Origin of the sequence: Mangrovihabitans endophyticus (assembly GCF_014646155.1) — a bacterium.
In the GTDB taxonomy this organism is placed as follows: domain Bacteria; phylum Actinomycetota; class Actinomycetes; order Mycobacteriales; family Micromonosporaceae; genus Actinoplanes; species Actinoplanes endophyticus.
This window is the reverse complement of the sequence record NZ_BMMX01000005.1, coordinates 18672-44655: the sequence shown is the minus strand read 5'-3', so window position 1 is coordinate 44655 and position 25984 is coordinate 18672. Positions and strand designations below refer to the sequence as shown.

The window sequence follows — 25984 nt, the reverse complement described above, 5'->3', positions numbered from 1 at the left end:
ATCCGCCGACCTCGCCACGTTGAAAAAGGTTCATTCGTCGCACCATTGCGTTATCCGTGACCGGCGATTCCGTCCGGGCGCCGTCGGCACCCGGACGGAGACCGGTTACGGCAGTTCGTAGTTCTCGTTCAGGGCCGCACCGCGGTCCGGCTTGTACTGGTCGAAACCGCGCGGGTCGCATTGCAGACCGCCGTCGATGCAGTGGGTGACCAGGGCGTTCAGCGTCGGGGCGTCCCACGCGTTGAAGAAGTCGTAGTGGAACGAGTACCCGCGCCCGCTGGCCAGGTGGACGTTCGACATGTTGCCGCTGACCGGGAACGCCATCTTGAACTCGATCATCGGCACCGCCACCGGGTGATCCGCCGGGCAGACCCCCACCACCGGGTACGCCATGTGGCTCTTGTGGTCCGGAGTGTCCAGGTGAATGCCGTCCCAGCAGCTCGGCGCCTGGTAGCGGACGTTGAGCTGGCTGCCCGACACGCAGTTGGCCGGGAAGTCGTAATTGCGCGTGCTGTCGCCGCACTCCCAGCCCTCGACCGCGCCCGGCGAGTTGCGGAACTCGTCCATGGTGGCCATCGGCGAACCCGCGATGTAGCGCAGGCCGGCCGGGAAGGGCCGCACGCTGCGGTAATCGAGGACGCCGCTCTTGTAGTAGATCACCTGGCGGCCCACCGGCTGCACCGCGCTGTCGCCGTTGAACATGGTCGGCATCCAGTAGGCGCTCTTGTCACCGGGGGTGATGCAGCTCGTGCCGCCGGCCTGCAACGAGGCCAGGGTGGTGTAGGCGTTCGTGGTGGTGTTGCCCATGAACGTGTGCGAGTGCGAGGCGCCGGGCATGCCGGGGAACACGATCGGATCGTCCGGCAGGTTCGACCGGCTCACCGAGCAGTTCGCCTGGAACTCGTGGTGCGTCGTCGGCGGGTTGGTGGCGGGCGGCGTCGCGGTGGACGGCACCACGCCGGTGACCGGCGGATTCGCGTACACATAGCCGTCGCCCTCCGGCGGCGGGGTGCTGGACAGGGAGCCGTACACCTTGAACTCGTACAGGGAGTAGCCGTAGCCGGTGCCACGCTGAGTGCCGTACATCCGCACGTACCGGCCGGTGCCGGACAGGTTCAGCGTCTGCGTGCCGCCGGAGCCGCCGGTGGTGCTGTAGATCGACGTCCAGGCGCTGCCGTCCGGGCTGGTCTGGATCTGGAAGGCGCGGGCGTACGCGGCCTCCCACTGCAGGACGACCCGGCTGATCGTGGCGGTGCCGCCGAGGTCGACGCGCACCCACTGGGGGTCGGACCACTGGCTGCCCCAGCGGGTCTCGGTCCGCCCGTCGAACGCGGCCGCCGCCGGGGACTCGCCGTTTTCCTGCGAGGAGGCCAGGGCCGGCCTGCCCTGGGACAGCAGCGTGTCCGCCGCGTGTGCCGAGGGTATGACGGCCACCAGTAACGCGGCGCCCATGGCCGCGGCGCTGAGCGGCGCGATCAGCCGCCTCTTGGTGATTCTCATGGGGATCTCCGGTCTCCAGGGGGATGGGGGATGATTTGGAGAGCGCTTTCCGAAGTGTTACGCCCGGGTTGCGCGGCAGTCAATACGTGGCCGAGGTTCCGGTACTCGGGCACGGTCACGGCTGCCCGGCGAGGCAGCACGCGCTTCGGGGATACCGCACCCGACCCGGGCCGTAGGAAGCGGCTGTCATCGACGTGCGGGCCGGAGAGCGCTCTCCCATTGTGCTATAAAGCTTCCTATGGTGGTGGCTTCATGAGCGGGCGCGCCGCAGCCGGACAGCGCCTGCCCACGCTGGAGGATGTGGCCCGCGTGGCGGGTGTCTCCCGCGCCACCGCGTCTCGGGTGATCAACGGCATTCGCAACGTGGATCCGCAACTGCACGAGTTGGTCTGGGAAGCCGTGGGCCGGACCGGATATGTGCCCAACCGGCTCGCGCGATCGCTGGTCACCCGGCGCACCGGGACCGTGGCCCTGGTGGTCAGCGATTCCGAGACACACGACGACGATCCGTTCATGGGCAGATTCTTCGCCGACCCGTACTTCGGACGTGTGGTCGGCGGCCTGATGAGCGTGCTGCGACGGTCCGGGGTGCAGCTCGCCCTGCAGATCGTCGGCACCGACGAACAGCGCACCCGGCTCGTCGGCGACCTGCGCAACGGGCAGGCGGACGGGGTGATCGTGTTGTCGCTGCCCGCGCACGATCCGCTGCCCCGCATGCTCACCGAGGGCGAGGTGCCGGCGGTGATGATCGGCCGGCCCGCGGACACCGTGCCGATCAACTATGTCGACCTGGCGAACGACATCGGCGCGGCGCTCGCGGCGGACCGCCTGGTCGGCCGCGGCTGTCAGCTCATCGGCATGATCTCCGGCCCGGTCGACGTGCCCGCCAGCAGCGACCGGATCTCCGGCTTCCGGCGCTCGATGGCGCGACGCGGGCACGGCTGGATTCCGCTGGCGTCGGGCAACTTCACCCAGGCCAGCGGCGAGGCGGCGATGTGTTCGCTGCTGACCGGGCATCCCGGTCTGGACGGGGTGTTCGTGGCCAACGACCTGATGGCGGTGGGTGCGCTCACCGCGCTGCGCGCCGCCGGACGCCGGGTGCCGCAGGATGTCGCCGTGGTGGGCTTCGACGACAGCAGCGCCGCGCTGGCGGCCAGTCCGCCGCTGACCACGGTCCGGCATCCGCTGGAGGACATGGCCGCGGAGAGCGCGCGGTTGCTGCTCAGCCGGATCGACGACGCGTCCATGCGGGTCTCATCGGTGATCTACGAGCCGACGCTGGTGATCCGGGAGTCGGCATGACCGGACGCGAGCACCGCACGTAACGGTCGTTCGCGAGGCAGGATGGCGTCATGGCGTACGTGAACCCGTCCGGCGAATTCCGCCGCGACCAGCGATACATCAGCACCCGCATCACGGCCGACGGACGCGATGGTTATCCGGTCGAGCCCGGCCGATACCGTCTGATCGTCAGCCGCGCCTGCCCGTGGGCCAACCGGGCGATCATCGTGCGTCGCCTGCTCGGCCTCGAAGACGTGCTGTCCATGGGCGTCGCGGGCCCCACACACGACGAACGTAGCTGGACCTTCGACCTGGACCCGGACGGACGGGACCCGGTGCTCGGCATCGAACGGCTGCAGCAGGCGTTCTTCGCCCGCCAGCCCGGGTACGACAAGGGCATCACCGTGCCGGCCATCGTCGACGTGCCGACCGGGCAGGTGGTCACCAACGACTTCGCCCAGATCACCCTCGATCTGAGTCTGGAGTGGACGAAGTATCACCGGGAGGGCGCGCCGCGGCTCTATCCGGAACACCTGCGGGACGAGATCGACCGGATCAACGACGCGGTGTTCACCGATGTCAACAACGGCGTCTACCGGGCCGGGTTCGCCGGTACGCAGGGCGCGTACGAGCAGGCGTACCAGCGCCTCTTCGCCCGCCTGGACGCCTTGTCGGACCTGCTGAGCACCCGCCGCTATCTGGCCGGTGACACGATCACCGAGGCGGACGTACGGCTGTTCACCACGCTGGTCCGCTTCGACCCGGTCTATCACGGGCATTTCAAGTGCAACCGGCGGAAGCTGAGCGAGATGCCGGTGTTGTGGGCGTATGCACGGGACCTCTTCCAAACCCCCGGCTTCGGGGACACGATCGACTTCGTGCACATCAAGCAGCACTACTACCTCGTGCACACGGACATCAATCCGACGCGGATCGTGCCGGCCGGCCCGGACACCTCCGTCTGGTTGACCGAGCACGGTCGGGAGGAGCTGGGCGGTCGCCCGTTCGGCGACGGGACCCCACCACCGCCGCCGAAGCCTGGGGAACGGGTCGCGGCCGGGCATGGTGCGGCGGCCTGAGCCCGTACTCAACGACGGCGGCAAGCCGCGCGGCGGAAAACGTCGTACCCGTTGCCTAGGGTTTGCCCGTGCCCGATGAACCCTGGTCCCACGCTCATGTGACCGCGCTGGCTCCCGACGCGAGTTCGCTGCGCGCCGCGCACGGCCTGTCCGGCCGCTGGCTGGAGTCGGGCGCACGCGACGGCGTGCTGTGGGGCGAGTGCCGCGGCAGCGGCAAGGGTTCCTACCTGGCCTGTGTGGACACGTCCGGCCCGGCCTACAAATGTTCCTGCCCGAGCCGCAAATTCCCCTGCAAGCATGCGCTGGGCCTGATGCTGCGCTGGGCCGACGGCCACCTCGGCCGGGCCGACATGCCCTCCGCGGTGCACGACTGGGTCGCCGCGCGGGCGGCGCGCGCCGCCCGCGCGGCAGGCGCCGCCCCGAGTTCGGGAGCCCCGGGTTCGGGAGCCGCGAGTTCGGGGGCGGCGGAAACGGGCGGCGGAGAAACGGGCGGCGGAGAAACGGGCGGCACGGGCACTGGCGGCACGGGCACTGGCGGCACGGGCACTGGCGGCACGGGCACTGGCGGCACGGGCACTGGCGGCACGGCCGACCCTGCCGCCGCCCGGCGACGGGCCGAGCAGCGCAGCGAGCGGGTGGCCGGCGGCATGACCGAGCTGCGTCGCTGGCTGGACGACCAGGTGGAGCAGGGCCTGGCCGGCACCCAGCGGGCGGGCTACGCGCCGTTCGAGACCATGGCGGCGCGCCTGGTCGATGCGCAGGCGCCCGGCGCCGCCGGTGCGGTGCGCCGGATGGGCGCCATCGCCGGGATCGGTCCGCACTGGGCGGACCGGTTGCTCGCTGAGATGGCGCTGCTGCGGTTGCTCACCGACGGCCACGACCGGCTGGACTCGCTCGACCCCGGGCTGGCCGCCACCGTGCGGGCCCGGATCGGCTTCCCGGTGACCCGCGAGCAGGTGCTGGCCGGTCCGCGCGTGCGTGACGACTGGCTGGTGCTCGGCGAGGTGATCACCGAGGACGGGCCGCTGCTGGCCCGGCGCACCTGGCTGCACGGCACCGCGACCGGGCGTTTCGCGCTGTTGCTGGCGTTCGCGGCGCCCGGTCGGCAGTGGGAGACCGAGGCCGTGCCGGGCACGGCCGTCGACGCCGAGTTGTGCTTCTATCCGGGCGCGCCCGCGCTGCGCGCGGTGATCGCCGACCGGCGCGCGACCGCCGGCGCGCCGCCACCACCGGCCGCCGCACAGCCGTTTCGTGCCGCCCTGGCCGCATGGAGCGCCGCGCTCGCCGCCGAGCCGTGGCGTCGCGACATGCCGGTGCTGCTGGCCGGCGCCGTCCCCACCGCGGACGGATGGCTGGTCGACCGGCACGGGGACGCGTTGCCGTTGGCTCCCGGCCACCGCGAGCCGTGGTGGTTGCTCGCCGCCGCCGGCGGCGCGCCGGTCACCGTGGCGGCCGAGTGGTCCCCGGAGGGGTTGGCTCCGCTCGCCGCGTGGGTGCGGGGCCGCTATGTGCGTGCCACCGGCCGGGTCCCGGACCCTCGCCCGGCCGCCACCCCGCCGGAACTGCCACCGGAGCTGTTGGCGACGGCCCTGGTCGGGACGGGACGACGCACGGCGGACACCGGATCGGTGCGGGTCGGCGACCGGCGGCTGAGCCTCGCGACGGCCGGCGGATCCGACGGTGTGACCGTCCCGCCGACCGGGTCCGCCGGGCCGGCTTCCCTGCTGGCCGCCGCCGGGGCCGCGGTGGTCTACCGTCGTGCCGGGGTCAGCCCGGCGTCCGGCCGCCGACCGGTGTCCCGCGCACCCGACGAGACCGCTGCCCCGCTGCCGTCCCCGGCGTCCGCCCGTCTGGTGCGCATCCTTGAGGGTGGCGTGCCCGGCGGTTCCGCGGCGACGCACGAGATCCTGGCCCAGTGGCTCGCCCTTGCGGCACGGCACGGCGGGCGGGTGCCGCCGGAGTCGCTGCCCGCGTTGCTCGACACCGGTCGCCGACAATCCGCGGTGCGCCCGGCCATCGCCCGGGTCGGTGGGCGGCGCGCCGGATGGCTGGCCGCGATGCAGCCGCCGTGGCAGTGGCTGCTGGCGGAGGAGCCCGGCGCGCCTGCCGCCGACGATCCGGCGGTGTGGGAGACCGGCACCGGCGGGGAACGGCTGGCATATCTGCGACGTCTCCGCGCCCGCGACCCGGCCGCCGCGCGGGAGCTGATCGACGACGCCTGGGCGGGCGAGTCCGCGGGCGAGCGGGAGCGGCTGGTGACGGTGCTCGGTGACGGCCTGTCCACCGATGATGAACCGCTGCTGGAACGCGCGCTGGACGACCGCCGCAAGGAGGTGCGCGAGGCGGCTCTCGACCTGCTGCGCGCCCTGCCGGGTTCGGCGGTGTGCCACCGCATGGGCGAGCGGGCCCGCACCGCGGTGCGGCTGGAGCGCCGCTCGGTGGGTCGCGACCGGCTGGTGGTCGAACCGCCCACCGACCTCGACGCGGGGTTGCGCCGTGACGGCGTGACCGCCCAGCCGCCCCGCGGCGCCGGCATCTCCGCGTGGCTGCTGGAGGAGATCGTCGCCGGGACGCCGCTGGAGATCTGGACCGACGACGTCGGCCGTGACCCGGCCGGTGTCCTCGCGCTGGCCCGCGGGCACGACTGGGAGGCTCCGCTGCTGCACGGCTGGGCCCGCGCGGCGGTCACCCAGCGGGCGCCGTCGTGGGCCGCCGCGCTGGTCGCCCACGACGCCCGGCGCAACACCGTGGGTCTGCGCGAGGCGGTCCGGTGGGAACTGCACCTGGTGCTGCCGCCGGACGAGCTGGCGGCGGTGGCGGCCGACTTTCTGCGCCGTGCGGATCACCTGGCCAACCGGCTGCTCGCGGTGCACCGGGGCGTGTGGCCGGAGGAGCTCGCCACCACCGTCGTGGAGACCGTCGCCCAGCGTGCCCGCGCCGACCGGCATAGCTGGCAGCTTGCCGAGCTGTGCCGTGCCGCGGCGCTCGGCCTGCCGTCGGCATACGCGCCCGTCGTCCAGCGCCTCGCCGACCAGCTCGGCCAGGAGTCCGCCGAGCCGTCCCGGGTCCGGCCGGTGGCGGAGCTCGCCGGCACCCTCACCTTCCGCCACGAGATGCATCTGGAGTTCGAGTGACCGCACAGCGCCCGCACGCCGAGGACCAGCACGCCGAGGAGCTGGCCCTGCTCGCCGCGACCGACGACCGGCCGCGCCCGCCCGGATGGCGGCTGTCGCCGGCGGCCGTGGTGACCTATCTTCTGGGCGACGGTGCGAAGATCACCCCGAAGTACGTCGGGCCCCGGCGACTCATCGAGGTGGCTGTGTCCACATTGGCCACCGACCGTGCGCTGCTGCTGCTCGGTGTGCCCGGCACCGCCAAGACCTGGGTGTCCGAGCATCTGGCGGCGGCCGTCTCGGGCGACAGCACGCTGCTGGTGCAGGGCACCGCGGGCACCGCCGAGGAGGCCATCCGGTACGGCTGGAACTACGCGCGCCTGCTCGCCGAGGGGCCCACCGAGGCGGCGCTCGTGCCGAGCCCGGTCATGCGGGCGATGCGGTCCGGGTCCATCGTCCGCCTGGAGGAGCTGACCCGGGTGCCCTCCGACGTGCAGGACGCGCTGATCACCGTGCTGTCGGAGAAGACGTTGCCGGTTCCGGAGCTGAACACCGAGGTGCAGGCCCAGCGCGGGTTCAACCTGATCGCCACCGCCAACGACCGGGACCGCGGGGTGAACGACCTGTCCAGCGCCCTGCGCCGTCGGTTCAACACGGTCGTCCTGCCGGTGCCCGCCTCGGCCGACGAGGAGGTGGAGATCGTCACCCGACGGGTGGCGCAGCTCGGCCGATCGCTGGACCTGCCCGAGGTGCCCGCCGCGCTGGACGAGATCCGCCGGGTCGTGACGATCTTCCGGGAGCTGCGCAGCGGCATGACCGAGGACGGCCGCACCAAGCTCAAATCGCCGACCGGCACGCTGTCCCCCGCCGAGGCCATCTCGGTGATCACCAACGGCATGGCGCTGGCGGCGCACTTCGGCGACGGCCGGCTGCATGCCGCGGACGTGGCGGCCGGCATTGCCGGGGCGGTGGTCAAGGACCCGGGGTCCGACGGGGTGGTCTGGCGCGAATACCTGGAGACGGTGGTCCGGGAACGCGCGGACTGGCGGGACTTCTACCGCGCGGCCCGCGATGCCTGAGCTGCACTACGGTGTCCGCCACCATGGTCCGGGCTCGGCCCGCGCGGTGGTCGCGGAACTGGACCGGCAGCGCCCGGACGTGCTTCTGGTGGAGGGGCCACCGGAGGCGGACGACCTGGTGCACTGGGTCGCCGACGCCGGCCTGCGTCCACCGGTGGCGCTGCTGGGTTACCGCACCGACGATCCGCGCCGTGCGGCGTTCTGGCCGTTCGCCGTCTTCTCGCCCGAGTGGCAGGCGATCCGGTGGGCGATCCAGCATCGGGTGCCGGTGCGCTTCTTCGACCTGCCGTACGCCTACCGGCTCAGCGACGGCGGCCTCGCGGAGACCGGCCCGGCCGCCACGGGCGACTCTCCGGCGCGCTCCGGGCGGCCGGTGGACCCGATCGGCGAGCTGGCCGCGGCGGCCGGCTACGACGATCCCGAACGGTGGTGGGAGGACGTCGTCGAGCATCGCGGCATGCCGGCCTTCACCGCCGTGGCCGAGGCGATGGCCGCGATCCGGGAGTCCGCCCCGGAGGATCCCGAGGATCTGGTGCGCGAGGCGCACATGCGCAAGGTGCTGCGGGAGACGCGCCGCGCGCACGAGAACATCGCCGTGGTCTGCGGCGCCTGGCACGTGCCCGCGCTGACCCGCACGATCGCCGTCAAGGACGACACGGCCCTGCTGCGCGGGCGCACCCGGGCCAAGGTCGCGTTCACCTGGGTGCCGTGGACGTACGGGCGGCTCGCGTCCTGGTCCGGGTACGGCGCTGGGGTGCGGTCGCCGGGGTGGTACCACCACCTGTTCAGCACCGGCGACGACGTGGTGCCCCGGTGGCTGGTGAACGCCGCGCAGGTCCTGCGGGCGGAGGGCGTCCCGATGTCGTCGGCGCACGTCATCGAGGCGACCCGGCTGGCCGAGACGCTCGCCACACTGCGCGGCCGGCCACTCGCCGGGCTGACCGAGGTCACCGACGCGGCCGAGGCGGTGATGTGCGACGGCGAGGCGCTGCGGCTGGAGCTGATCGACCGCCGGCTGGTGGTCGGCGAGCGGCTCGGCGGGGTGCCGTCCGAGATGCCCGCCGTCCCGCTGGCCCGTGACCTGGCCGGGCAGCAGCGCACGCTGCGGCTCAAGCCGGAGGCGACGCCACGGCGACGGGAGCTTGATCTGCGCCGCGACATCGACCTGAGGCGCAGCCGCCTGTTGCACCGGTTACGCGCGATCGGGGTGCCGTGGGGCGAGCCGGAGGACGAGCGGCGCGGCACCGGCACCTTCCGCGAGACGTGGACGACGCGATGGCATCCGGAATTCGCGGTGCGGCTGGTCGAGGAGAGCATGCACGGCACCACCGTGGCCGACGCCGCCACCGCTCGGGTCGTCGGCGCCGCCCGGTCGTCCGCCACGCTTGCCGAGGTCACCGCGCTTGTCGAGACCTGCCTGCTGGCGGGGCTGTCCCGCGCGTACCCGCCGGTGCTGGCGGCGCTGGACGTGCGGGCCGCGGCGGACACCGACGTCCAGCACCTGATGGCCGCGATCCCGGCGTTGGCGCGCACCTTGCGATACGGCGACGTGCGGCGAACGGACGCCGCCGGGCTGGCCACCGTCCTGGGTGGACTCCTCGGCCGGGTCTGCGCGGGGCTGGGCTCCGCCACCGGTTCGCTGTCCGACGAGGCGGCCCGGGATCTGCGCGACCATCTCGACCGGGTGCACCGGGCCGTCGGGCTGCTGGATTCGGACGAGTGGCGGGAACGCTGGCTGGACACGCTGGGTCAGGTCGCCGGCCGCCCCGGGCTGCACGGCCTGATCGCCGGGCGGCTGACCCGGCTGCTGATGGACGCCGGCCGCCTCGACACCGCGGCGGTGCGCCGCCGGTTGCGCCTGCCGCTGACCGTGGGCACGCCACCGGCACAGGGCGCGGCGTGGGTGGAGGGCTTTCTGGCCGACGGCGGTCTGCTGCTGGTGCACGACGACGCGCTGCTGGATCTGCTCGACGAATGGCTGGCGGACATCGACGGTGCGGCGTTCGACGACGTGCTGCCGTTGCTGCGGCGCACGTTCGGTGCGTTCGCCGAGGGCGAGCGCCGGGCCATCGGCGAACGTGTCGCCGCCGGCGCGGCGGGTCGCGCGGCGGCGAGCACCGCCGACGCGGCGGTCATCGACCACGAGCGGGCGGCTGCGGTGTTGCCCACCCTGAGCGCCCTGCTGGGACGCGCGGTCACCGTTGCGGACGGCGCGGGCCACCCCGACGGCGTGAACCACGCGGTCGGCGCCACGGACGAAAGGGGGCACCCATGAGTGAGCAGGCCGACGCGGCGCGGCGCGAGCGAACGCGTCGGTGGCGGATGGTGCTGGGGGCCGCAGCCGACCAGAGCCTCGGCCAGGCCGACGGGCGTGACCAGCGCGTGGACGCGGCGCTGGCCGCCCTCTACGACGGGGGCGGCCCGCCCGAAAGCCCTTCCGGCCGGCGTTCGGGCGGCCTCGGCGGGTCGGCCCCGTCGGTGGCCCGTTGGCTGGGTGACATCCGCGAATACTTCCCGAGCACGGTGGTACAGGTGATGCAGGCCGACGCGATCGAACGGCTCGACCTGACCCGGTTGCTGCTGGAACCGGAGATGCTCGGCGCGGTGGAACCCGACGTCCACCTGGTGGGCACGCTGCTCTCGTTGAACCGGGTGATGCCGGCGCGGGCCAAGGAGGCGGCGCGGAGGGTGGTCCGCACGGTGGTCACCGAGGTGGAGAAGCGGATCGCGCAGCACACCCGGGCGGCGGTCACCGGTGCGCTGCACCGCGCCGCACGGATCAGCCGCCCGCGGCACACCGACATCGACTGGGACAAGACGATCCGCGCGAACCTCCGGCATTTCCAGCCCGAACACCGCACGGTGATCCCGGAACGCCTGGTCGGGTACGGCCGCCGGTCGGCCGCCGTCCAGCGGGACGTGGTGCTGTGCGTCGACCAGTCCGGCTCGATGGCCGCGTCGGTGGTGTTCGCCGGCGTCTTCGCCTCGGTGCTCGCCTCGATGAAGTCGTTGCGCACGTCACTTGTGGTGTTCGACACCGCGATCGTGGACCTCACCGAACAGCTCGACGACCCGGTCGAGGTGTTGTTCGGCACCCAGCTCGGTGGCGGCACCGACATCAACCGCGCGATCGCCTACAGCCGGCAACTGATCACCCGCCCGCGGGACAGCATCTTCGTGCTGATCAGCGACCTCTACGAGGGCGGCGTGCGGGAGGAGATGCTGCGCCGGGTCGCCGAAATGACCGCCGCGGGCGTGCAGGTGGTGGTGTTGCTGGCGCTCTCCGACGACGGTGCTGCGGCGTACGACCACGACAACGCCGCGGCGCTCGCCGCCCTGGGTGTGCCGGCGTTCGCCTGCACGCCGGACGCCTTCCCGGACCTGATCGCGGCGGCGGTGGAGCGCCGTGATCTCCGGGTGTTCGCGGAACGTTCCGGGACGACGGCGCAGGGATGAGGGCGCGGGGTTCAGGGCGGCGGACGGGAAGCGGATCTAGGATGGCGGAATGCCACTTTCCGGGGAGTACGCGCCGAGCAAATCCGACTGGGCGCGCAATCAGGCCGAGACCTACGAGGCGACGGCGGGTGCCGAGGCGAACGAGATCCAGGGCAAGCCGGTCATCGTGTTGACCTCCGTGGGCGCCAAGTCCGGCATGCTGCGCAAGACCGCGCTGATGCGCGTCGAGCACGACGGCCGGTACGCCGTGGTCGGCTCCCTGGGCGGCGCGCCCAAGCACCCGGTGTGGGTGCACAACCTCCGGAAGAACCCGCACGTCGAGTTGCAGGACATGGCGGAGCGGCACGACTACGAGGCGCGCGAGGTCGAGGGCGCCGAGCGCGACGAGTGGTGGGCGCGCGCGGTGCAGGCGTTCCCCAACTATGCGAACTATCAGGAGAAGACCGAGCGGGTCATCCCGGTGTTCGTGCTGACCCGCAAGGACGCCTGACCGCGCGGGAGGCGGGCACCACCAGCGGCGTGCCGGTCTGCGGGTCCTCGATCACCTCGCACGCCAGGCCGTAGACCGAGGACACCAGATCGGCGGTGATGACGGCGGCGGGCGTGCCCTCGGCGACGACCGCGCCGGCCTTCATCGCGATCATGTGTGTGGCGTAACGGGCGGCCTGGTTGAGGTCGTGCAGCACCGCGACGAGGGTGCGGCCCTGCTCGTTGAGGTCCGCGCACAGGTCGAGGATGTCGATCTGGTGGGCGATGTCCAGATAGGTGGTCGGCTCGTCGAGCAGCAGGATGCCGGTTTGCTGGGCCAGCGCCATGGCCATCCAGACGCGTTGGCGCTGGCCGCCGGACAGCTCGTCCACCGGCCTGTCGGCGAGGGCCGTCACGCCGGTGGCGGCCATCGCGGCGGCGACCTCGGCCTCATCCTGCGGTGTCCACTGCCGGAGCAGTCTCTGGTGCGGGTAGCGTCCGCGCGACACCAAGTCAGTGACCGAAATGCCCTCCGGGGCGATGGCCGACTGCGGCAGCAGGCCGAGACGGCGGGCGACTTCCTTCCCCCGATACGACGAGATGGCGGCCCCGTCCAGCACGACGGCCCCGCGACGCGGCGTCAGCAGGCCGGCGAGCGCCCGCAGCAGCGTGGACTTGCCGCACGCGTTGGGGCCGACGATCACGGTGAAGGAACCGTCGGGGATCTCCACCGACAGGTCGGTGGTCACGACCCGGCGGTCATAACCGAGTGTCATGCCGGTGCCGGACAGCCGCGCCATGACACCCCCTTGAGTGGTTAGGCTTGGCTCACCTTACCCGACGGCGGCGCGCGTGCCGGTGCCGGGCACTCCGGGCGGCACTCCGGCAAACGGTCCGGCGGCGGTCCGGCGCCGACGCACCGGGTGGGGATCGCCCGATGGGGGAAAGTACCGCGGCCACCCCCGTGGCGGCATGATCATGGTGGCATGCGCACTCCCCACCAGAGCGTCGACCGGACCGGTGGCCGCCTGCCGGACGGTGCCGCCGCGCCCGCGCACGCTTCGCTGCCGTTGTCCGGTTCCGTCGACGACGGTGACCGGCTGGTCGACGTGGTCGACCTGCTCGCGCTCGACGCCTTCGTCACCGGACGCGAGCCGTTCGGGCGCACCAGCCACCTGGAGAACGTCCGCGCCGACGCGCCCCTGACCACCGACGATGCCCGCGTTGTGCGCGACGCCGCCGAGGAGGACGGGCACGGGCGGCTCGCCGTCGGCGACGGCTGGACGCTGCACGTGACCCGCTGGAAGCAGAGCCGCCGGGCGCGTGTCACGGTGACCGCCACCAGCGCCGAACTGGCCGAGTCCGTGCTCGCCATCGCCATCGAGGACGCGGTCGAGGAACCCGCGCCGGCGTCGGACAGCGTGCCGATCGGTTTCTGGCACTACGGTCCGCACGGGCCGCGGCGGGTGCAACGGGAGATCGACGCCGCCCCGTGGCATCGGATCAGGATGAACTACGCCGAGCCGGTCACCCGTACGTTGGAACGGCTGATGGCCCTCGACGGCTCCACGGTCGACGGACGGCTGCTGCTCCTGCACGGCGAACCGGGCACCGGCAAGACCACCGCGCTGCGGGCGCTCGCGCAGCAGTGGCGCTCATGGTGTCAGGTCGATTGTGTGCTCGACCCGGAGCGGTTGTTCGGCGACCCCGCGTACCTGATGAGCGTCGCGCTCGGCAGCGGCGACCAGGACGAGCCGCGCTGGCGCCTGCTGATGCTGGAGGACTGCGACGAACTGGTCGGCGGGGACGCCAAGGCCGGCGCCGGGCAGCAACTGTCCCGCCTGCTCAACCTCACCGACGGCATGCTCGGCCAGGGCCGCAACGCGCTCATCGCGATCACCACCAACGACGATCTGGGCACGCTGCACCCCGCGGTGGTCCGGCCGGGGCGGTGCCTGGCCAGCATCGAGGTCGGTCGTTTGCCGTACGCCGAAGCGGTCGCGTGGCTGGGCACCTCGGCCGGGATCGGGCCGCACGGGGCGACCCTCGCGGAGCTGTTCGCGCTGCGCGGCGGCACCCGGCCGGTCACCGTGCCGGCCTCGCACGCCGACGGCACCGGCCTGTATCTCTGAGGTTCACTGCGGTTCGAACGTCACCTCGTAGTGCAGCGTCCGGTAGCCCCGGCGGCGATGAAAAGCGGGCACCAGCCGCCCGTGGATGAGCGGGTGCTTGGCGGCGAGCATCGCGCGCACCGCCACCGCCTCCGTCTCGTCGAGCAACCGGGCGTGGCCGGTGACCGCGGGCCCGGTCGGCCGTCCGCGCACGGTGCTGGGCGCCAGGCGTACGTCGGAGAAGTTGCGCAGCCGCTTGGCTTTGCCGGACGCGTCGTACGTGCGGAAGAAGGCGTACCGGCCCTCGTCGTCGACCACGACGTTCACCGGGGTGCCCACCCACGTACCGTCTCGTTTGCGGGTCTGCAGCAGCACGGTCTTCTGACGGCGGAATTGCTCGGCGATCACATCGGGCTCCCGGCGGTCGCGGCGATGTCTGCCCCCGCGACGATAGACCAGCGGCGCGACACCGAGGGTGTGACCGGGCTGGTCAGGCGCCGAAGAGCTCCCGGTACGCCTGCGCCGAGCGCGGATTGGGCCGGCATCCGGCGTCGGTGCGGAACAGGCTGGACTGGACGCCACCGGCCGAGCAGTCGGTGAAGTAGGCCTCGTACGCCAGATCCGCGGCGTGCCGGGCGAACCACTCGTGCATCCACCGGACGAAGTCCGGATTCTCCTGGCCGGCGTCACCGACCGGCGTCACACCCCACTCACCCACCGAGAACAGCTTCCCGTGCGTACGGGCGAAGTCGTACAGCCAGTCCAGTCCCTCCGGCGCCGCGGCGGTCTCGTCGAACGCGTCCCGGGTGGGCGACCACGGATAATGGTCGTAGTTGTCGATTCCCACGATGTCCACATAATCGTCGCCGGGGTAGCAGTTCGTGGACACGCCGCCGCACAGGTCCGCGGGCGTCCGGTGCGCGTTGATCGTCCAGTCCAGCAGCACGTCCGGGTTTGTCGCGCGGATGTTGTCCGCCGCGTGGCGGTAGCACTCGATCCACGCCTGCGTGTCGGTGGCCCGCCAGGCCATGCTCGGCTCGTTGAACTCCCAACCGAGCCGCACCACCGAATCGCCCCGCCGATGGCTCACCATCAGCGCGCCGAAGTCGCGCCACCGGTCGTCGAAGTCGCCGCGGGCACAGCCGGCCAGGTCGTCCTCCGCGCCGGTGGGCACCAGACCCTGCGAAACGACGAGCGCCCCGGCGAAGTCGGCGAACAGGTCGAAGGTCCAGCCGGTCTGCTGGGTCATGCTCGCCCACGAGGTCCGGTCCGTGTACGTCTGCGTCACCCGGCACGGCCGTCCGCGTGCCGCGCAGAACGCGTTGACGTGCGCGCTGTCCAAGACGGGGTCACCGTTCACACCGGACAGTCCGTGCTCCCCCGGCCACTGCCCCACCGTCCGCGGCTGCCCGATGAGCCGGCGCGCCGAGATCGCGGACGCCGGCAGCGGCGCGGCGGTCGGCGAGCCGTGCCGGCGAGCCAGGATGACCACCAGGGTGGCGGCGCCGAGCAGCACCACCGCCACCACGCCGAGGACGAGCAACCGCAAGCGCCGCGACCGCGCCCGCGTGCTGCGTGGATCCGGGCCTGCGTCGGGCATGCTGCGTCTCCAGGTCGAGGCGGCGGATCCCGATCATTGTGCACAGCCTTGCCTAACAACGGTGACCCTTGGCGAAAAGTGCGCTCCTTGGTGGCACGCGACGATACCGGAAAATGTTTTATCGTGGGCCGGGAGACCTGGCAGAAGTGCAAAGGAGCCTCACCATGACTCAGATGATGGCCATGCCGCGTGTGCAGGAGTGCAGCGTCAGCGGGTGCGGCTACAACCACAACGGCTGCACGGCCTTCGCGATCACCATCGGTGGCGCTGGCAGCGAGTGCGACACGTTCGTCGACTCCCCGGTCAAGGGTGGGATCGGGCAGCTCACGGCGCAGGTGGGCGCCTGCAAACGCACCGACTGCGTGCACAACGAGGACCTGGAGTGCCACGCGAGCGCGATCGTCGTCGGCGCGGGCGCCGACCGCGCCGACTGCCTCACCTTCGAAGCGAGGTAAGGCATTCCCGATCCGCCGAATAGCCTCACCCATTTGATCGCCGCGTCCACCGCCATGGGCGCGGCGATCCATTGAACGACGCATTTCGGGTGAGTTTTCCCGCCTGCGGCATGATGGAACGTCATTGAACCTTTTTCAACCTGGCATCGAGCGTCCAAGATCGATCCCGCATCGCCCCGTCGGTCCGCCGATCTTGGACTTGCCGGTCCGACAAATCGGTTATGCCGCCTCAGGCCGGGCACAGGAAGTGCAAGATCGACGAGCGGAGGGACGAGGTGGGACGGGACAGGGCAGGGTGGGACGGGACAGGGCAGGACGAGACGGGACAGGGCAGGGCGAGACGGGGCAGGGCAGGGCGAGACGGGACAGGGCAGGGCGAGACGGGACGGGGCAGGGCGAGACGGGACAGGGCAGGGCGAGACGGGGCCGCCGTGGGGGTGAGACGATCTAGGGTATGACCGAAGACGCACGGGCTCTCGTACTCGGCGGTGGCGGCGTCACCGGTGTCGCCTGGGAGATCGGGTTGCTGCACGGGCTCGCCGAGCGCGGTGTTGATCTGTCCCGCGCCGACCGCTTCGTGGGCACGTCCGCCGGTTCGGTCGTCGCCGCGCAGGTCACCGGCGGCACCCCGCTGGGTGACATCTTCGAGGCCGAGCTCGCCGATACCTCCGGCGACCGTAACGCCGCCATCGGCCTGGGCGTGGTGGTGCGGTTCGTGGCCTCCGCCCTGGTTCCCGGCGATCGGCGGCGTGGCCGGGCGTGGCTGGGACGGGCCGCCCTGCGCGCCTCCACGGTGCCCGAGTCGGCACGCCGCACCGCCATCATGGCGCGCGTGCCGCACGACGCATGGCCGCAGACGGCCGACCTGCGCATCCCGGCGGTCGCCGCGCGTACCGGTGAGGTGCGGGTGTTCGACCGGGACAGCGGCGTCTCCCTGATCGACGCGGTCGCGGCGAGCTGCGCGGTGCCGCTGGTCTGGCCGCCGATGACGGTGGCCGGGGAACGGTACGTGGACGGCGGTGTGCGCTCGATGGCCAATGTGGACCTGGCGGCCGGGTGCGGCCGGGTGATCGTGATCGCCCCGTCCACCGCCACCGTGCGCCGTGGCGACCGGCCCGGCGCGCAGGCTGCCCGGCTCGGCGTGCCCGCCACGGTGGTCAGCCCGGATGCGGCGGCGCGGCGAGCGATCGGTCGCAACCCGCTGGATCCCGACCACCGGGCGGAGGCGGCGCAAGCCGGTTACCGGCAGGCGGCCTCGGCGACCGAGCGGGTCCGCGCCGTCTGGGAGCACAGCAGCCCGCAAAGGTGGTAAACGGCGTCAGCCGCGACGACCCAGGAGCCGCTGCGCCAGGCTCGCCTGGGGCCGCGACCGCTCCTCAGTCCGGTTCGGCGCCACCGGCCGGGCGGGAGCCGGGCGCGCCGACGCCGGCTTCGAGCGCCCGATGGGCTGGTTGTAGTCGGCCGCCGCGATCGCCTCGACGATCTCGGCGTCGCCGAAGTTCTCCGAGCCGGGGATCGACGCCACGAAGCCCACCAGCACCCCGTCGCGCATGATCTGCGCTTCCAGCCCGGCGGTGCCGTCGTTGTCCCAGACGGCTTCGCGGCCGTCGGGCAGGACCACGCGAATCCCGTACTGGGTGATGCCCGCGTGCGGCAGTTTCAGGTGTGCGAAAACGTTGCGCGCCCGCAGGGTGTCCACGACGCGACGTGCCCTTTCGTGTTCCATGCGTCCGACGCTAACCGGCACACCTGTGGGCAGGCTGAACCTCCCCTGGGCCGGCGATGTGACCACGGAGCAGCGCCTCGACCCGGGATCTCGACCCGGGATCTCGACCCGGGATCTCGACCCGCGCGCGAAGCATGACCGCATGCCATCCATGCATGTCACATCGACGGATGTTACTACCCCGTAATGGGAATGTCACCGTGTTTCTTTCCCGGATGCGGTGACTTACTCTGCGGTAACCGAAGCGCTTCGGCCCCCAGCATCCCCCGCGGATATCGGAGGCCACCGATGAACAGACGGCCCGCCGTTCTCGCCTGCCTCGCCATCACGTCCCTACTCACCCTCGTCCTCACCACCGCCGCGAGCCCCGCCCAGGCCGCCTCGGCGTTTGCCGACACCGACTATGTCGCGCTCGGCGACTCGTACTCCTCCGGCGTCGGCGCACCCGGCCAGTCCGGGCTGTGCCTGCGCAGCTCTCGCGGCTACCCGGCGCAGTGGACCGCGGCCAACGACCCGCGCTCGTTCACCAACCTGACCTGCGGCGGCGCCGAAACCGACGACGTGCGCTCCCTGCAGGTGCCGTTCATGAGCAGCGGCACCGACCTGGTGTCGATCACCATCGGCGGCAACGACGCGGGCTTCGCCCCCACGGTGATCTCGTGCACCGTGGGCAGCGACGCGGACTGCCAGCGCGTCGTGGACGACGGCCGTGACTACATCACCGACGAGCTCCCCGCGGACCTGGACGCGACGTACGCGGCGATCCGGCGCCGTGCCCCGCATGCGCACGTGGTCGTGCTGGGATACCCGGTGCTCTTCGACACCTCGTCCGCCTCGTGCGGCATCGGCGGGATGAGCCTGACCAAGCGCCGCGCGCTGAACGACGGGGCCCGGCTGCTCGACGACACCATCGCGGCGCGGGCGCAGGCCGCCGGCTTCACCTTCGCCGACGTGCGTGACCGGTTCGCCGGCCACGGCGTGTGCGGCCCCAGCCCATGGATCAACGGACTGACCCTGCTGCCGCCGACCGACTCGTTCCACCCCAACCAGTCCGGTTACACGTACGGGTATCTGCCCGCGCTGAGCGACGCAGCCGGCTGACGGCCCGCCCGGGGAGGGACCGGTCCCGCGGCCGGACCTCCCACCTGCCCCACGCGTCCCGGCCGTCACGGAGCCGTCCGGCGACGGTTGCAGTCCCCGCGAACCGCCTCCGCGCACCCGCACACCGCTTGATGATGATGGGCATGGGTGTCATGGCTTATCCGCTCCGGTACGCGCTCGCCGACCTCGCACATGCCCTGAGCCGGGCCACACACGATCCGTACGACGTGCAGGTCATCGCGGCTCAGGCGGCGGCCGACATGATCGGCGACGGCGCCGCGGTGGTGCTGCTCGGCGACGACGGCCGGTACGGCCCGATCGCCGCCACACACCCGGACGACGAGGCGGCGCGCCGGTTGGCCGTGTGGCTGGACCGCCACGGTGACGCGCCGGACGACGACTTCTCCGCCACGCTCGCCGCCGGGCGCCGGCCGATCGTGGCGTCCGCCGAGGGCTCCGCGCCGCTGACCGAGCTGCCCTCGCGCACCGACTCCGGCCCGGCGCCCGCCGTGTACGCCGCGGTGCTGTGCCCGGTGATCGTGGACAACGCGTACGCCGGATACCTGATCCTGACCCGCGGCGCGCCCGGCGGTTTCTACGCCGCCGCGGAGGTCGAGCTGGCCCGCGACGTCGCCGGGGAGCTGGCGCTGGCGGTGTCCTCGGCCCGCGCGACGCGACGCCTGCGGCGCAGCGAGGAGAAGTACCGCCGGGTGCTGGAGACCGTGCCCGAGGGGGTGCTCCAGCTCGACACGGAGGGCGTCACGACGTACGCGAACGAACCGATCGGGGTGGTCCTCGGGCTGCCACGCGAGCAGTTGGTCGGGCTGCCGCTACGGGGCTTCCTGGACAAGGTGGGTCAGCAGGAGCTGAACCGGCGGCTCACCGAATGCCAGGCCGGTCGGTCCACGGTCGGCGCCGCCCGGCTGATGCGGGCCGACGGCTCCCGGCGCAGCGCGCGGATGAGCATGATGCCGCTGACCGACGACCACGGCGCGTTCGGCGGCGTGGTGTGCATGATCACCGACACCACCGACCACATCGACGCGCGTGGGCTCAAACGACAGCTCGACCACCTGCGGCGGCTGGACAGCCTCGGTCAGTTGATCGGCGGGCTGTCGCACGACTTCAACAACCTGCTCACCGTGGTGTCCGGGTCGGCGGAGATGCTGGCCGGGGCCGCCGCCGAGGGATCCGAGCAGCACCGCCTGGCCACCGACATCCTGGAGGCGGTGGACACCGGGCGGACCCTGACGCACCAGTTGCTCGCGTTCGGTCGCAGCGACGGCGGTCGCCCGGAGATCATCCCGGTCCCGGATCTGCTCACCGACGTGCAGAGCCTGTTCAGCCGTACGCTCGGCGAGCACATCGGCCTGGACATGGCGTTCGGCCCGGACGTGTGGGCGGTGCGCGCCGAGCGGGGCCCGCTGGAGCAGGCGCTGGTGAACCTGGCCGCGAACGCCCGCGACGCGATGCTGCACGGCGGCATGGTGCGGGTGGCGGCGAGCAACGAGACCGTCGCGGCGGGGCAGCTCGGCGAGGACACCCCGGGCGGCCGGCTGGTGCACCTGGTGGTCCAGGACACCGGCGTGGGAATGAGCGACGAGACCCGGCAGCGGGCGCTGGAGCCGTTCTTCACCACCCGGGCGACCGCCGCCGGCCTCGGCCTGGCCACCACCGCCGGGATCGTGCGGGCCGTCGGCGGGCACATCACGCTGGAGTCGCAGCCGCGGATCGGCACCACGGTGCATCTCTATCTGCCGGCCGCCGAGCAGCGGCCCGGATCGGCGACCGCGCACGAGGCCACCCGGTCGGTGATCGGCCGGGTGCTGATCGTCGAGGACCAGCCGGAGGTGGGGCGGCTGGTGCAGCGGCTCATCGAGCCCGCCGGGTACGCCATCACGGTGGCCACCGACGCGCTGGAGGCGGTGGCGCAGGTGGCCGCGGGCGCGCACCCGGATCTGCTGATCACCGACGTGGTGATGCCCGCGATGACCGGTCCGGAGTTGGCCGCCGCGTTGCGTACGCACCGGCCGGAGCTTCCGGTGCTCTACATGTCCGGGTACACCGCGGCCTCGCTCGGCCCGCAGTTGGAGCTGGACGACAACAGCATGCTGGTGGAGAAGCCGTTCACCCGATCCACGCTGCTCGGCGCGATCCGGTCGCTGTGCGGGCCGCAACCGGTCAGGCCAACGGATTGATCTCCAGCATCCGCGCCAGCCGGCCGGTCACCTGGCGGGCCTCGATGTGCAGGCGGGCGATGTTCAGCCCTTCGTCGCCCAGCACCGCCAGCAGGGCCAGCTCGCCGATGCCGTACACGGCGAGGTAGCCCTTGTGGTTGCGGATGGTGCATTCGTGGAAGCCGCCCTGGTTCAGCGCGTTGCCGCAGGTGCGGCTGATCCCGTGCGCGCCGGCCGCGAGCGCCGCCAGGTCGTGCGGCTCGGCGCGATTCAGCGTGTCGTGCAGGATCAACAGGCCGTCCACGCCGGCGACGACGCAGCCCTGCACTCCGGTGACCTGGTGGCGCAGCGCCGCCAGTTCACCGCGGATGTCCTGGTAAGGGTCGGTGGTGCTCTGCACGGGCGTCTCTCTCGGGTCGTGGTCGTCAGAGGTGCCGCAGCGTGCCGAGGATCCGGTCGAGCACCGCGTCCTCGGTGGTGAACGGCTGACTCAGCAGGAAGAACCAATCGTTGGGCACGGCGGCGGTGGCCGCTGCGGGTGGCGCATTGTTGCGGCCGGACCGCCGCCGTGGCAGGTGGGCCGGGGCGGGGCCGGGATCGGGATCGGGCTCGGCTTCCCCGGCGGGGGCGGGCGCGGCGGGCGCGCCTCGCTCGTTGGCGATCATCTTGAACTCGTGCCGGGCCAGCGCCAGGCTCGCGGTCGTGCGCCGCAGCACCAGGCAGGCGACCAGGTCGGCGCCGTCGGGTCCGCGAACCAGCCGCAGCACGTGGAAGTAAGCGGCGCTGGTGATCAGCACGTCGCCGAACTCGTCATCCGGGTCCGTCAGCTCGACCAGCGCCAGCGCACCCCGCGCCACGCCGACGGCGGCGTCCGCGTCCAGTCGGCCGGGCGCCGGCGCTCCGCCGGCCCAGACGACCTTGCGGTCGGCCACCGCGACCAACGCCGCCGCGACGGCGCCCGCGATGGTGAGCGCCTTCTCCACCTGCATGGCCGTCAGGCGCCGAAGTCTGCGTCCATCTGCTTCATCACCATCCGGGCCTGGGCGAACAGCATGCCGATGTTGGCCTGCCGCCGGCAGGCCACGGCGGCCACCAGGTCCGGATGCCGCGCGCTGCGCAGGAACAGGTGCACCAGGTCGTCGGTGTTGACCAGCATCTCCTGGAAGTACGGGCGGTCACCGGCGGCGCCACCGCGGAACACGTCCTCGATGATCCGCACGTTGCGGCCCTGCAACAGGTCGAAGGTCGCCGCCGCCAGCAGGTCCAGGTCGTCGTCCGGCCGTTCCTCCAGGGTGTCGACCGCGAGCAGCATGCCGGTCGACATGTCCACCAGCGCCGCGGTGATGCACTCCGGCACCTGCACGCGGAACGTGGCGACCGAATCGGTGACGATCTGCGACATGCTCCGGGTCGGCGCCTCGTCGACGGCGGTCATACCTCGAGTTCCGCTTCGATCTTGCGGAGCTGGTGCCGGGCCATCCCCAGGTTCGCCCGGCTCTTGTTCAACGCCAGGTACAGGAAGAAGGAGCCGCCGCCGCGCCGGTTGTCCAGCAGGCGGATCAGGTGGTACTGGCTGTCCAGGGTGATCAGGATGTCCTCGATGGAGTCGCCCAGCGCCAGCATCTCCAGGGCGCGCATCTTGGCGCGCACCACGTCGGTGTTGGCGGCCGCGGCCACGTTCATGTCCATGGTCGGCGAGCCGCCCATGACACCCAGCGTGAGACCGCTGGTGTAGTCGACGAGGGCCACGCCGACGGCGCCCTCGATGGCCATCGCTTCCTTCATGGAAGTCTCGATGTTCGCCACGTGTCCTCCGGGGAACCGGGACCCCGATCGTCACGGTAAGTGATGACATCCGAGGCCCAAGCGGATCTTTGCGGGGGCAACACTGACACACCCAGACCGCCACAGCGTGTGATGCGGTATGCAATCCGTGCAGGTCAAGCCCATCATCCCGAAGAGGTAGGCCGATCGTACGAGATCCGGCCGCAACGGCCGATGGACAGCGCCGGTCCGGTCAGACGCGAATCGACGCAGCCCACGCGAGCAGGTGAAATGCCTGTGCCTCCGGTGACGTTCCGGGGCCGTCGAAGGCCGGTGCGCCGCAGGCGCCACGAACCACGCCGTATCTGTCGATCCGGCGGGTGGCGGCGGCCAGCAGATCCCGCCCGGTGACCGCGTACGCCGCGGGCAACCAGCCGTCCGCAGCGCCGGTGAGGGCCGCGTAGGCGAACATCTGCGCAGCATTGGTCTCCACGAAGGTGGTGTCGTCGTCCAGCACGTCGTGGAACAGCCCGTCGGACCGGCGGCGCAGCGCCAGGCAGGCGTCCAGCACCTCCCGCCCGTGCGCGGGCAGGTCGCTGTCGCGCAGTTGCGGGGCCTGGCGCAGCGCCCGCGCGAGGCCCGCAACCACCCAGCCGTTACCGCCGCCCCAGTGTTCGCCACGCCGCGCGGCGCCGATGTCCTCGGCCCAGACCGCGGCGTAGCGGCCGTCCCGGCACAGCCGGCGCCGATGCCCGTGCGCCTGGGCGACCGCGAGGTCCAGATGCCCGGCGGCGGCCAGCGGCGGCACCACCATGTACACCGTGTCCGCCCACACCTCGCGCCCGCCCAGCACATGAAACAGAGTGCCGTCGGCGGCACGCGGAGCGCGGTGGACCAGCCAGTCGATCTGCCGGTCCGCAGCTTCGGTGAAGCCACCGGCCCGGGCCGCCTCCGCGCAGGCCGCGCCGTTGACCGCGTTGTCGTCCGCGCCGCCCAGGCGACCGTCCGGGGCCTGCCGGGCGACCGCCGACTCGGCCAGCAAACGGGCCAGATCGGCGCGGCCGCCGTCCAGCGCGGCCTGCGCGGCCACGCCCTGTTCCCAGGACTGCCGCTGCATGGCCAGCAGGGCGGTCCAGACGCGGTCCTCGGGCGGCGCGGCGTCGGTCATCGCGCCAGTGTCCCGCAGGCGAACCAGTGTCCCTCAGGCGAACAGGGCACTGACCGACTCGCCGTTGTGAATCCGGCGTATCGCCTCGGCCAGCGCCGGGGCCACCGACAGCACGGTGAGCTTGTCGGTGTGCTCGGACCGCGGGATCGGCACGGTGTTCGTGCAGACGATCTCCTCGACGTCCTTCTCCGCGGACAGCCGTTCGATCGCGCCCGCGGCGAACAAGCCATGCGTGCAGGCCACCCGGACGCTGCGGGTGTTGCGCTCGCGCAGCCGGTCGAGCAGTTCGAAGACCGTGCTGCCCTTGGCGATCTCGTCGTCCAGCACGATCACGTCACGGTCGGTCACCTCACCGATCACGGTGCTGATCACCACCTTGTCGTCGGCGTAGCGCTGCTTGGCACCGGCGGCCACCTCGATGCCGAGCATCCGGGCGAACGCCGCCGCTTCCTTGGCGTTGCCCAGGTCCGGCGAGACCACCACGGTGTTGCTCAGGTCGTAGCCGCGGAAGTGGTCGGCCAGCTCACGCAGCGCGTGCAGGTGGTCCACCGGGATGCTGAAGAAGCCGTGCACCTGCGGCGAGTGCAGGGTCATCGCGAGCACCCGGTCCGCACCCGCGGTGGTCAGCAGGTCGGCCACCAGGCGACCGCCGATGGAGATCCGCGGCGCGTCCTTCTTGTCGCTTCGCGCGTACGCGTAATGGGGAAGAACGACCGAGATGCGCCCGGCGGAGGCGCCACGGGCCGCGTCCAGCATGAAGAGGAGCTCGACCAGATTCTCCTGTACGGGCGGGACCAGCGGCTGGATCAGGAACACGTCCCGCTCCCGGCAGTTGCCCTGGAGCTGGACCTCGATGCAGTCGTTGGCGAACCGGGAGACCTTGGCCGGCAGCAGCGGCACGCCCAGGTGCTCACAGATCTCGGCGGCCAGGTCGGGATGGGCACTTCCGGTGAAGACGGCGATGTCGCGCACGGGCACCACCCTAGAAGGCGGACCCGTGACACGGACGGGTGACCTTGGCCCGCTAGCGTGAGCGGCATGAACGGATTGGCCGTCGCCTGTCGCCGGGTGGTCCACATCTACCGCGCCGAGGCGGGTGACGTGGTCGCGCTGGCCGGCGTCGACCTGTCCATCGCGCCCGGCGAGACGCTCGCCCTGGTCGGGCCGTCCGGCTCCGGCAAGTCCACCCTGATCTCCCTGCTGGCGGGCCTGATGCGGCCCTCCGCGGGACGGATCAACATCGGCACGTACGACATGGGCCGGCTCTCCGACAGCGAGATCTCCCGGCTGCGCGGCACCGAGATCGGCGTGGTGCTGCAGGGCGCGGCGCGCAACCTGCTGCCGTATGCGACGCTGCACCGCAACATCTGGCTGGCGCAGCGGCGTGCGGCGCACACGCGCGGCATCACGCTGGACGACCCGGACCGCATCCTGGACCTGGTGGGGCTGCCCGGCCAGGGCCGATCCCGGCTCGCCGACCTGACTCCCGGCGCCCGGCAGCGTGCCGCGCTGGCCGTGGGCGTCGCGGCGGGACCGGGACTGCTGCTGGTGGACGAGCCGACCAGCCGGCTGGACACGCACGGCCGGGACGAGGTGCTGGCCGCGATGGAGACGGTCAACCAGGAGCGGCAGACCACCGTCGTGGTGGTGACCCACGACAACGAGGTGGGCGCCCGGCTGGGACGGGCGGTCACCATCCGCGACGGCCGGGTCGGCTCCGAGGGGCGCGGCGGTCAGGACTTCGCGGTGGTCGCCGGCGACGGCACCGTGCAGTTGCCGCCCGACGTGCTGGGCGACTACCCGCCGGGCACCCTGTTCACGGTGCAGCACGACGACGGCGAGGTCACCCTGGTGCCGGGCGGCACCGAGCCGGCGCCCTGACGGTGGCGCTTCCACGGGCGGCGGC

24 protein-coding genes are annotated in these 25984 nt (G+C 72.3%); 13 read left to right on the top strand and 11 right to left on the bottom strand.

Going from position 1 to position 25984, the window contains the following annotated elements; all coding sequences use genetic code 11:
- Positions 1 to 105: 105 nt before the first annotated feature.
- Entirely contained in the window at positions 106 to 1500 is a 1395-nt protein-coding gene (locus IEY73_RS09195; RefSeq protein WP_189078696.1) for a DUF1996 domain-containing protein, read from the bottom strand.
- Between the two features lie 252 nt (positions 1501 to 1752).
- On the opposite strand from IEY73_RS09195, the gene IEY73_RS09190 reads away from it, so the two are divergent.
- The 7 genes from IEY73_RS09190 (at position 1753) to IEY73_RS09160 (ending at position 11998) form a co-directional block, all read left to right on the top strand.
- Positions 1753 to 2802 carry a LacI family DNA-binding transcriptional regulator gene (locus tag IEY73_RS09190; RefSeq protein ID WP_189078695.1) on the top strand — a complete coding sequence of 350 codons (1050 nt, stop codon included), beginning with the start codon at positions 1753 to 1755 and terminating at the stop codon, positions 2800 to 2802.
- Positions 2803 to 2852: 50 nt separating this feature from the next.
- Positions 2853 to 3860, top strand: a complete 1008-nt coding sequence (locus IEY73_RS09185) for a glutathione S-transferase family protein (RefSeq protein ID WP_189078694.1) — start codon at positions 2853 to 2855, stop codon at positions 3858 to 3860.
- Between the two features lie 68 nt (positions 3861 to 3928).
- Positions 3929 to 6994 (top strand): SWIM zinc finger family protein, encoded by a 3066-nt coding sequence (locus IEY73_RS33475; RefSeq protein WP_229715695.1) that lies wholly within the window; start codon positions 3929 to 3931, stop codon positions 6992 to 6994.
- A complete protein-coding gene (locus IEY73_RS09175) occupies positions 6991 to 8052 on the top strand; it encodes an ATP-binding protein (RefSeq protein WP_189078693.1) in 1062 nt (353 codons plus the stop codon). Before IEY73_RS33475 ends, IEY73_RS09175 begins: the two co-directional genes overlap by 4 nt.
- The gene (locus tag IEY73_RS09170; protein ID WP_189078692.1) at positions 8045 to 10327 is read left to right on the top strand and encodes a DUF5682 family protein; all 2283 of its coding nucleotides are present in this window, start codon (positions 8045 to 8047) and stop codon (positions 10325 to 10327) included. Before IEY73_RS09175 ends, IEY73_RS09170 begins: the two co-directional genes overlap by 8 nt.
- Complete coding sequence (locus tag IEY73_RS09165; RefSeq protein WP_189078691.1) at positions 10324 to 11508, top strand: VWA domain-containing protein; 1185 nt, start codon at positions 10324 to 10326, stop codon at positions 11506 to 11508. Before IEY73_RS09170 ends, IEY73_RS09165 begins: the two co-directional genes overlap by 4 nt.
- A 49-nt stretch (positions 11509 to 11557) precedes the next feature.
- Positions 11558 to 11998 (top strand): nitroreductase family deazaflavin-dependent oxidoreductase, encoded by a 441-nt coding sequence (locus IEY73_RS09160; RefSeq protein ID WP_189078690.1) that lies wholly within the window; start codon positions 11558 to 11560, stop codon positions 11996 to 11998.
- On the opposite strand, the gene IEY73_RS09155 is transcribed toward IEY73_RS09160, so the two are convergent.
- Positions 11961 to 12752 carry an ABC transporter ATP-binding protein gene (locus IEY73_RS09155; protein ID WP_229715716.1) on the bottom strand — a complete coding sequence of 264 codons (792 nt, stop codon included), beginning with the start codon at positions 12750 to 12752 and terminating at the stop codon, positions 11961 to 11963. The genes IEY73_RS09160 and IEY73_RS09155 overlap by 38 nt on opposite strands.
- Before the next feature lie 210 nt (positions 12753 to 12962).
- Here IEY73_RS09155 and IEY73_RS09150 point away from each other — a divergent pair, with 210 nt between their 5' ends.
- Positions 12963 to 14108, top strand: coding sequence for a DUF5925 domain-containing protein (locus IEY73_RS09150; protein ID WP_189078688.1), 1146 nt, complete (start codon positions 12963 to 12965; stop codon positions 14106 to 14108).
- Positions 14109 to 14111: 3 nt separating this feature from the next.
- Here IEY73_RS09150 and IEY73_RS09145 read toward each other — a convergent pair whose 3' ends face one another.
- Positions 14112 to 14495 carry a PPOX class F420-dependent oxidoreductase gene (locus IEY73_RS09145; protein WP_189078687.1) on the bottom strand — a complete coding sequence of 128 codons (384 nt, stop codon included), beginning with the start codon at positions 14493 to 14495 and terminating at the stop codon, positions 14112 to 14114.
- Between the two features lie 82 nt (positions 14496 to 14577).
- Positions 14578 to 15687 carry a glycoside hydrolase family 26 protein gene (locus tag IEY73_RS09140; RefSeq protein WP_189078686.1) on the bottom strand — a complete coding sequence of 370 codons (1110 nt, stop codon included), beginning with the start codon at positions 15685 to 15687 and terminating at the stop codon, positions 14578 to 14580.
- A 164-nt stretch (positions 15688 to 15851) separates the two neighbouring features.
- Between IEY73_RS09140 and IEY73_RS09135 the strand changes: the two genes are divergently transcribed.
- Both IEY73_RS09135 and IEY73_RS09130 read left to right on the top strand, forming a co-directional pair.
- The gene (locus IEY73_RS09135; protein WP_189078685.1) at positions 15852 to 16142 is read left to right on the top strand and encodes a DUF1540 domain-containing protein; all 291 of its coding nucleotides are present in this window, start codon (positions 15852 to 15854) and stop codon (positions 16140 to 16142) included.
- Positions 16143 to 16596: 454 nt separating this feature from the next.
- Positions 16597 to 17454 (top strand): patatin-like phospholipase family protein, encoded by an 858-nt coding sequence (locus IEY73_RS09130; protein WP_189078684.1) that lies wholly within the window; start codon positions 16597 to 16599, stop codon positions 17452 to 17454.
- Positions 17455 to 17460: 6 nt separating this feature from the next.
- Here IEY73_RS09130 and IEY73_RS09125 read toward each other — a convergent pair whose 3' ends face one another.
- The gene (locus IEY73_RS09125) at positions 17461 to 17868 is read right to left on the bottom strand and encodes a hypothetical protein (RefSeq protein WP_229715693.1); all 408 of its coding nucleotides are present in this window, start codon (positions 17866 to 17868) and stop codon (positions 17461 to 17463) included.
- Positions 17869 to 18156: 288 nt separating this feature from the next.
- Between IEY73_RS09125 and IEY73_RS09120 the strand changes: the two genes are divergently transcribed.
- On the top strand, positions 18157 to 18969 hold the full coding sequence (locus IEY73_RS09120; protein ID WP_189078683.1) for an SGNH/GDSL hydrolase family protein: 813 nt from the start codon (positions 18157 to 18159) through the stop codon (positions 18967 to 18969).
- A gap of 143 nt (positions 18970 to 19112) precedes the next feature.
- The gene (locus tag IEY73_RS09115) at positions 19113 to 21167 is read left to right on the top strand and encodes a hybrid sensor histidine kinase/response regulator (protein WP_189078682.1); all 2055 of its coding nucleotides are present in this window, start codon (positions 19113 to 19115) and stop codon (positions 21165 to 21167) included.
- On the opposite strand, the gene IEY73_RS09110 is transcribed toward IEY73_RS09115, so the two are convergent.
- The 6 genes from IEY73_RS09110 to IEY73_RS09085 form a co-directional block, all read right to left on the bottom strand.
- Entirely contained in the window at positions 21151 to 21546 is a 396-nt protein-coding gene (locus IEY73_RS09110; RefSeq protein WP_189078681.1) for a roadblock/LC7 domain-containing protein, read from the bottom strand. The two genes, IEY73_RS09115 and IEY73_RS09110, sit on opposite strands and share 17 nt — an antisense overlap.
- A gap of 25 nt (positions 21547 to 21571) precedes the next feature.
- On the bottom strand, positions 21572 to 22135 hold the full coding sequence (locus tag IEY73_RS09105; protein WP_189078680.1) for a hypothetical protein: 564 nt from the start codon (positions 22133 to 22135) through the stop codon (positions 21572 to 21574).
- Between the two features lie 5 nt (positions 22136 to 22140).
- On the bottom strand, positions 22141 to 22581 hold the full coding sequence (locus IEY73_RS09100; RefSeq protein ID WP_229715692.1) for a hypothetical protein: 441 nt from the start codon (positions 22579 to 22581) through the stop codon (positions 22141 to 22143).
- Positions 22578 to 22952, bottom strand: a complete 375-nt coding sequence (locus tag IEY73_RS09095; RefSeq protein WP_189078679.1) for a hypothetical protein — start codon at positions 22950 to 22952, stop codon at positions 22578 to 22580. The genes IEY73_RS09100 and IEY73_RS09095 overlap by 4 nt, the downstream gene beginning before the upstream one ends.
- A 211-nt stretch (positions 22953 to 23163) precedes the next feature.
- Complete coding sequence (locus IEY73_RS09090) at positions 23164 to 24078, bottom strand: glycoside hydrolase family 88 protein (RefSeq protein WP_189078678.1); 915 nt, start codon at positions 24076 to 24078, stop codon at positions 23164 to 23166.
- A gap of 33 nt (positions 24079 to 24111) precedes the next feature.
- A complete protein-coding gene (locus IEY73_RS09085) occupies positions 24112 to 25050 on the bottom strand; it encodes a ribose-phosphate diphosphokinase (protein WP_189078677.1) in 939 nt (312 codons plus the stop codon).
- 66 nt (positions 25051 to 25116) lie between these two features.
- Between IEY73_RS09085 and IEY73_RS09080 the strand changes: the two genes are divergently transcribed.
- Positions 25117 to 25959 carry an ABC transporter ATP-binding protein gene (locus tag IEY73_RS09080; RefSeq protein WP_189078676.1) on the top strand — a complete coding sequence of 281 codons (843 nt, stop codon included), beginning with the start codon at positions 25117 to 25119 and terminating at the stop codon, positions 25957 to 25959.
- Positions 25960 to 25984 lie beyond the last annotated feature (25 nt).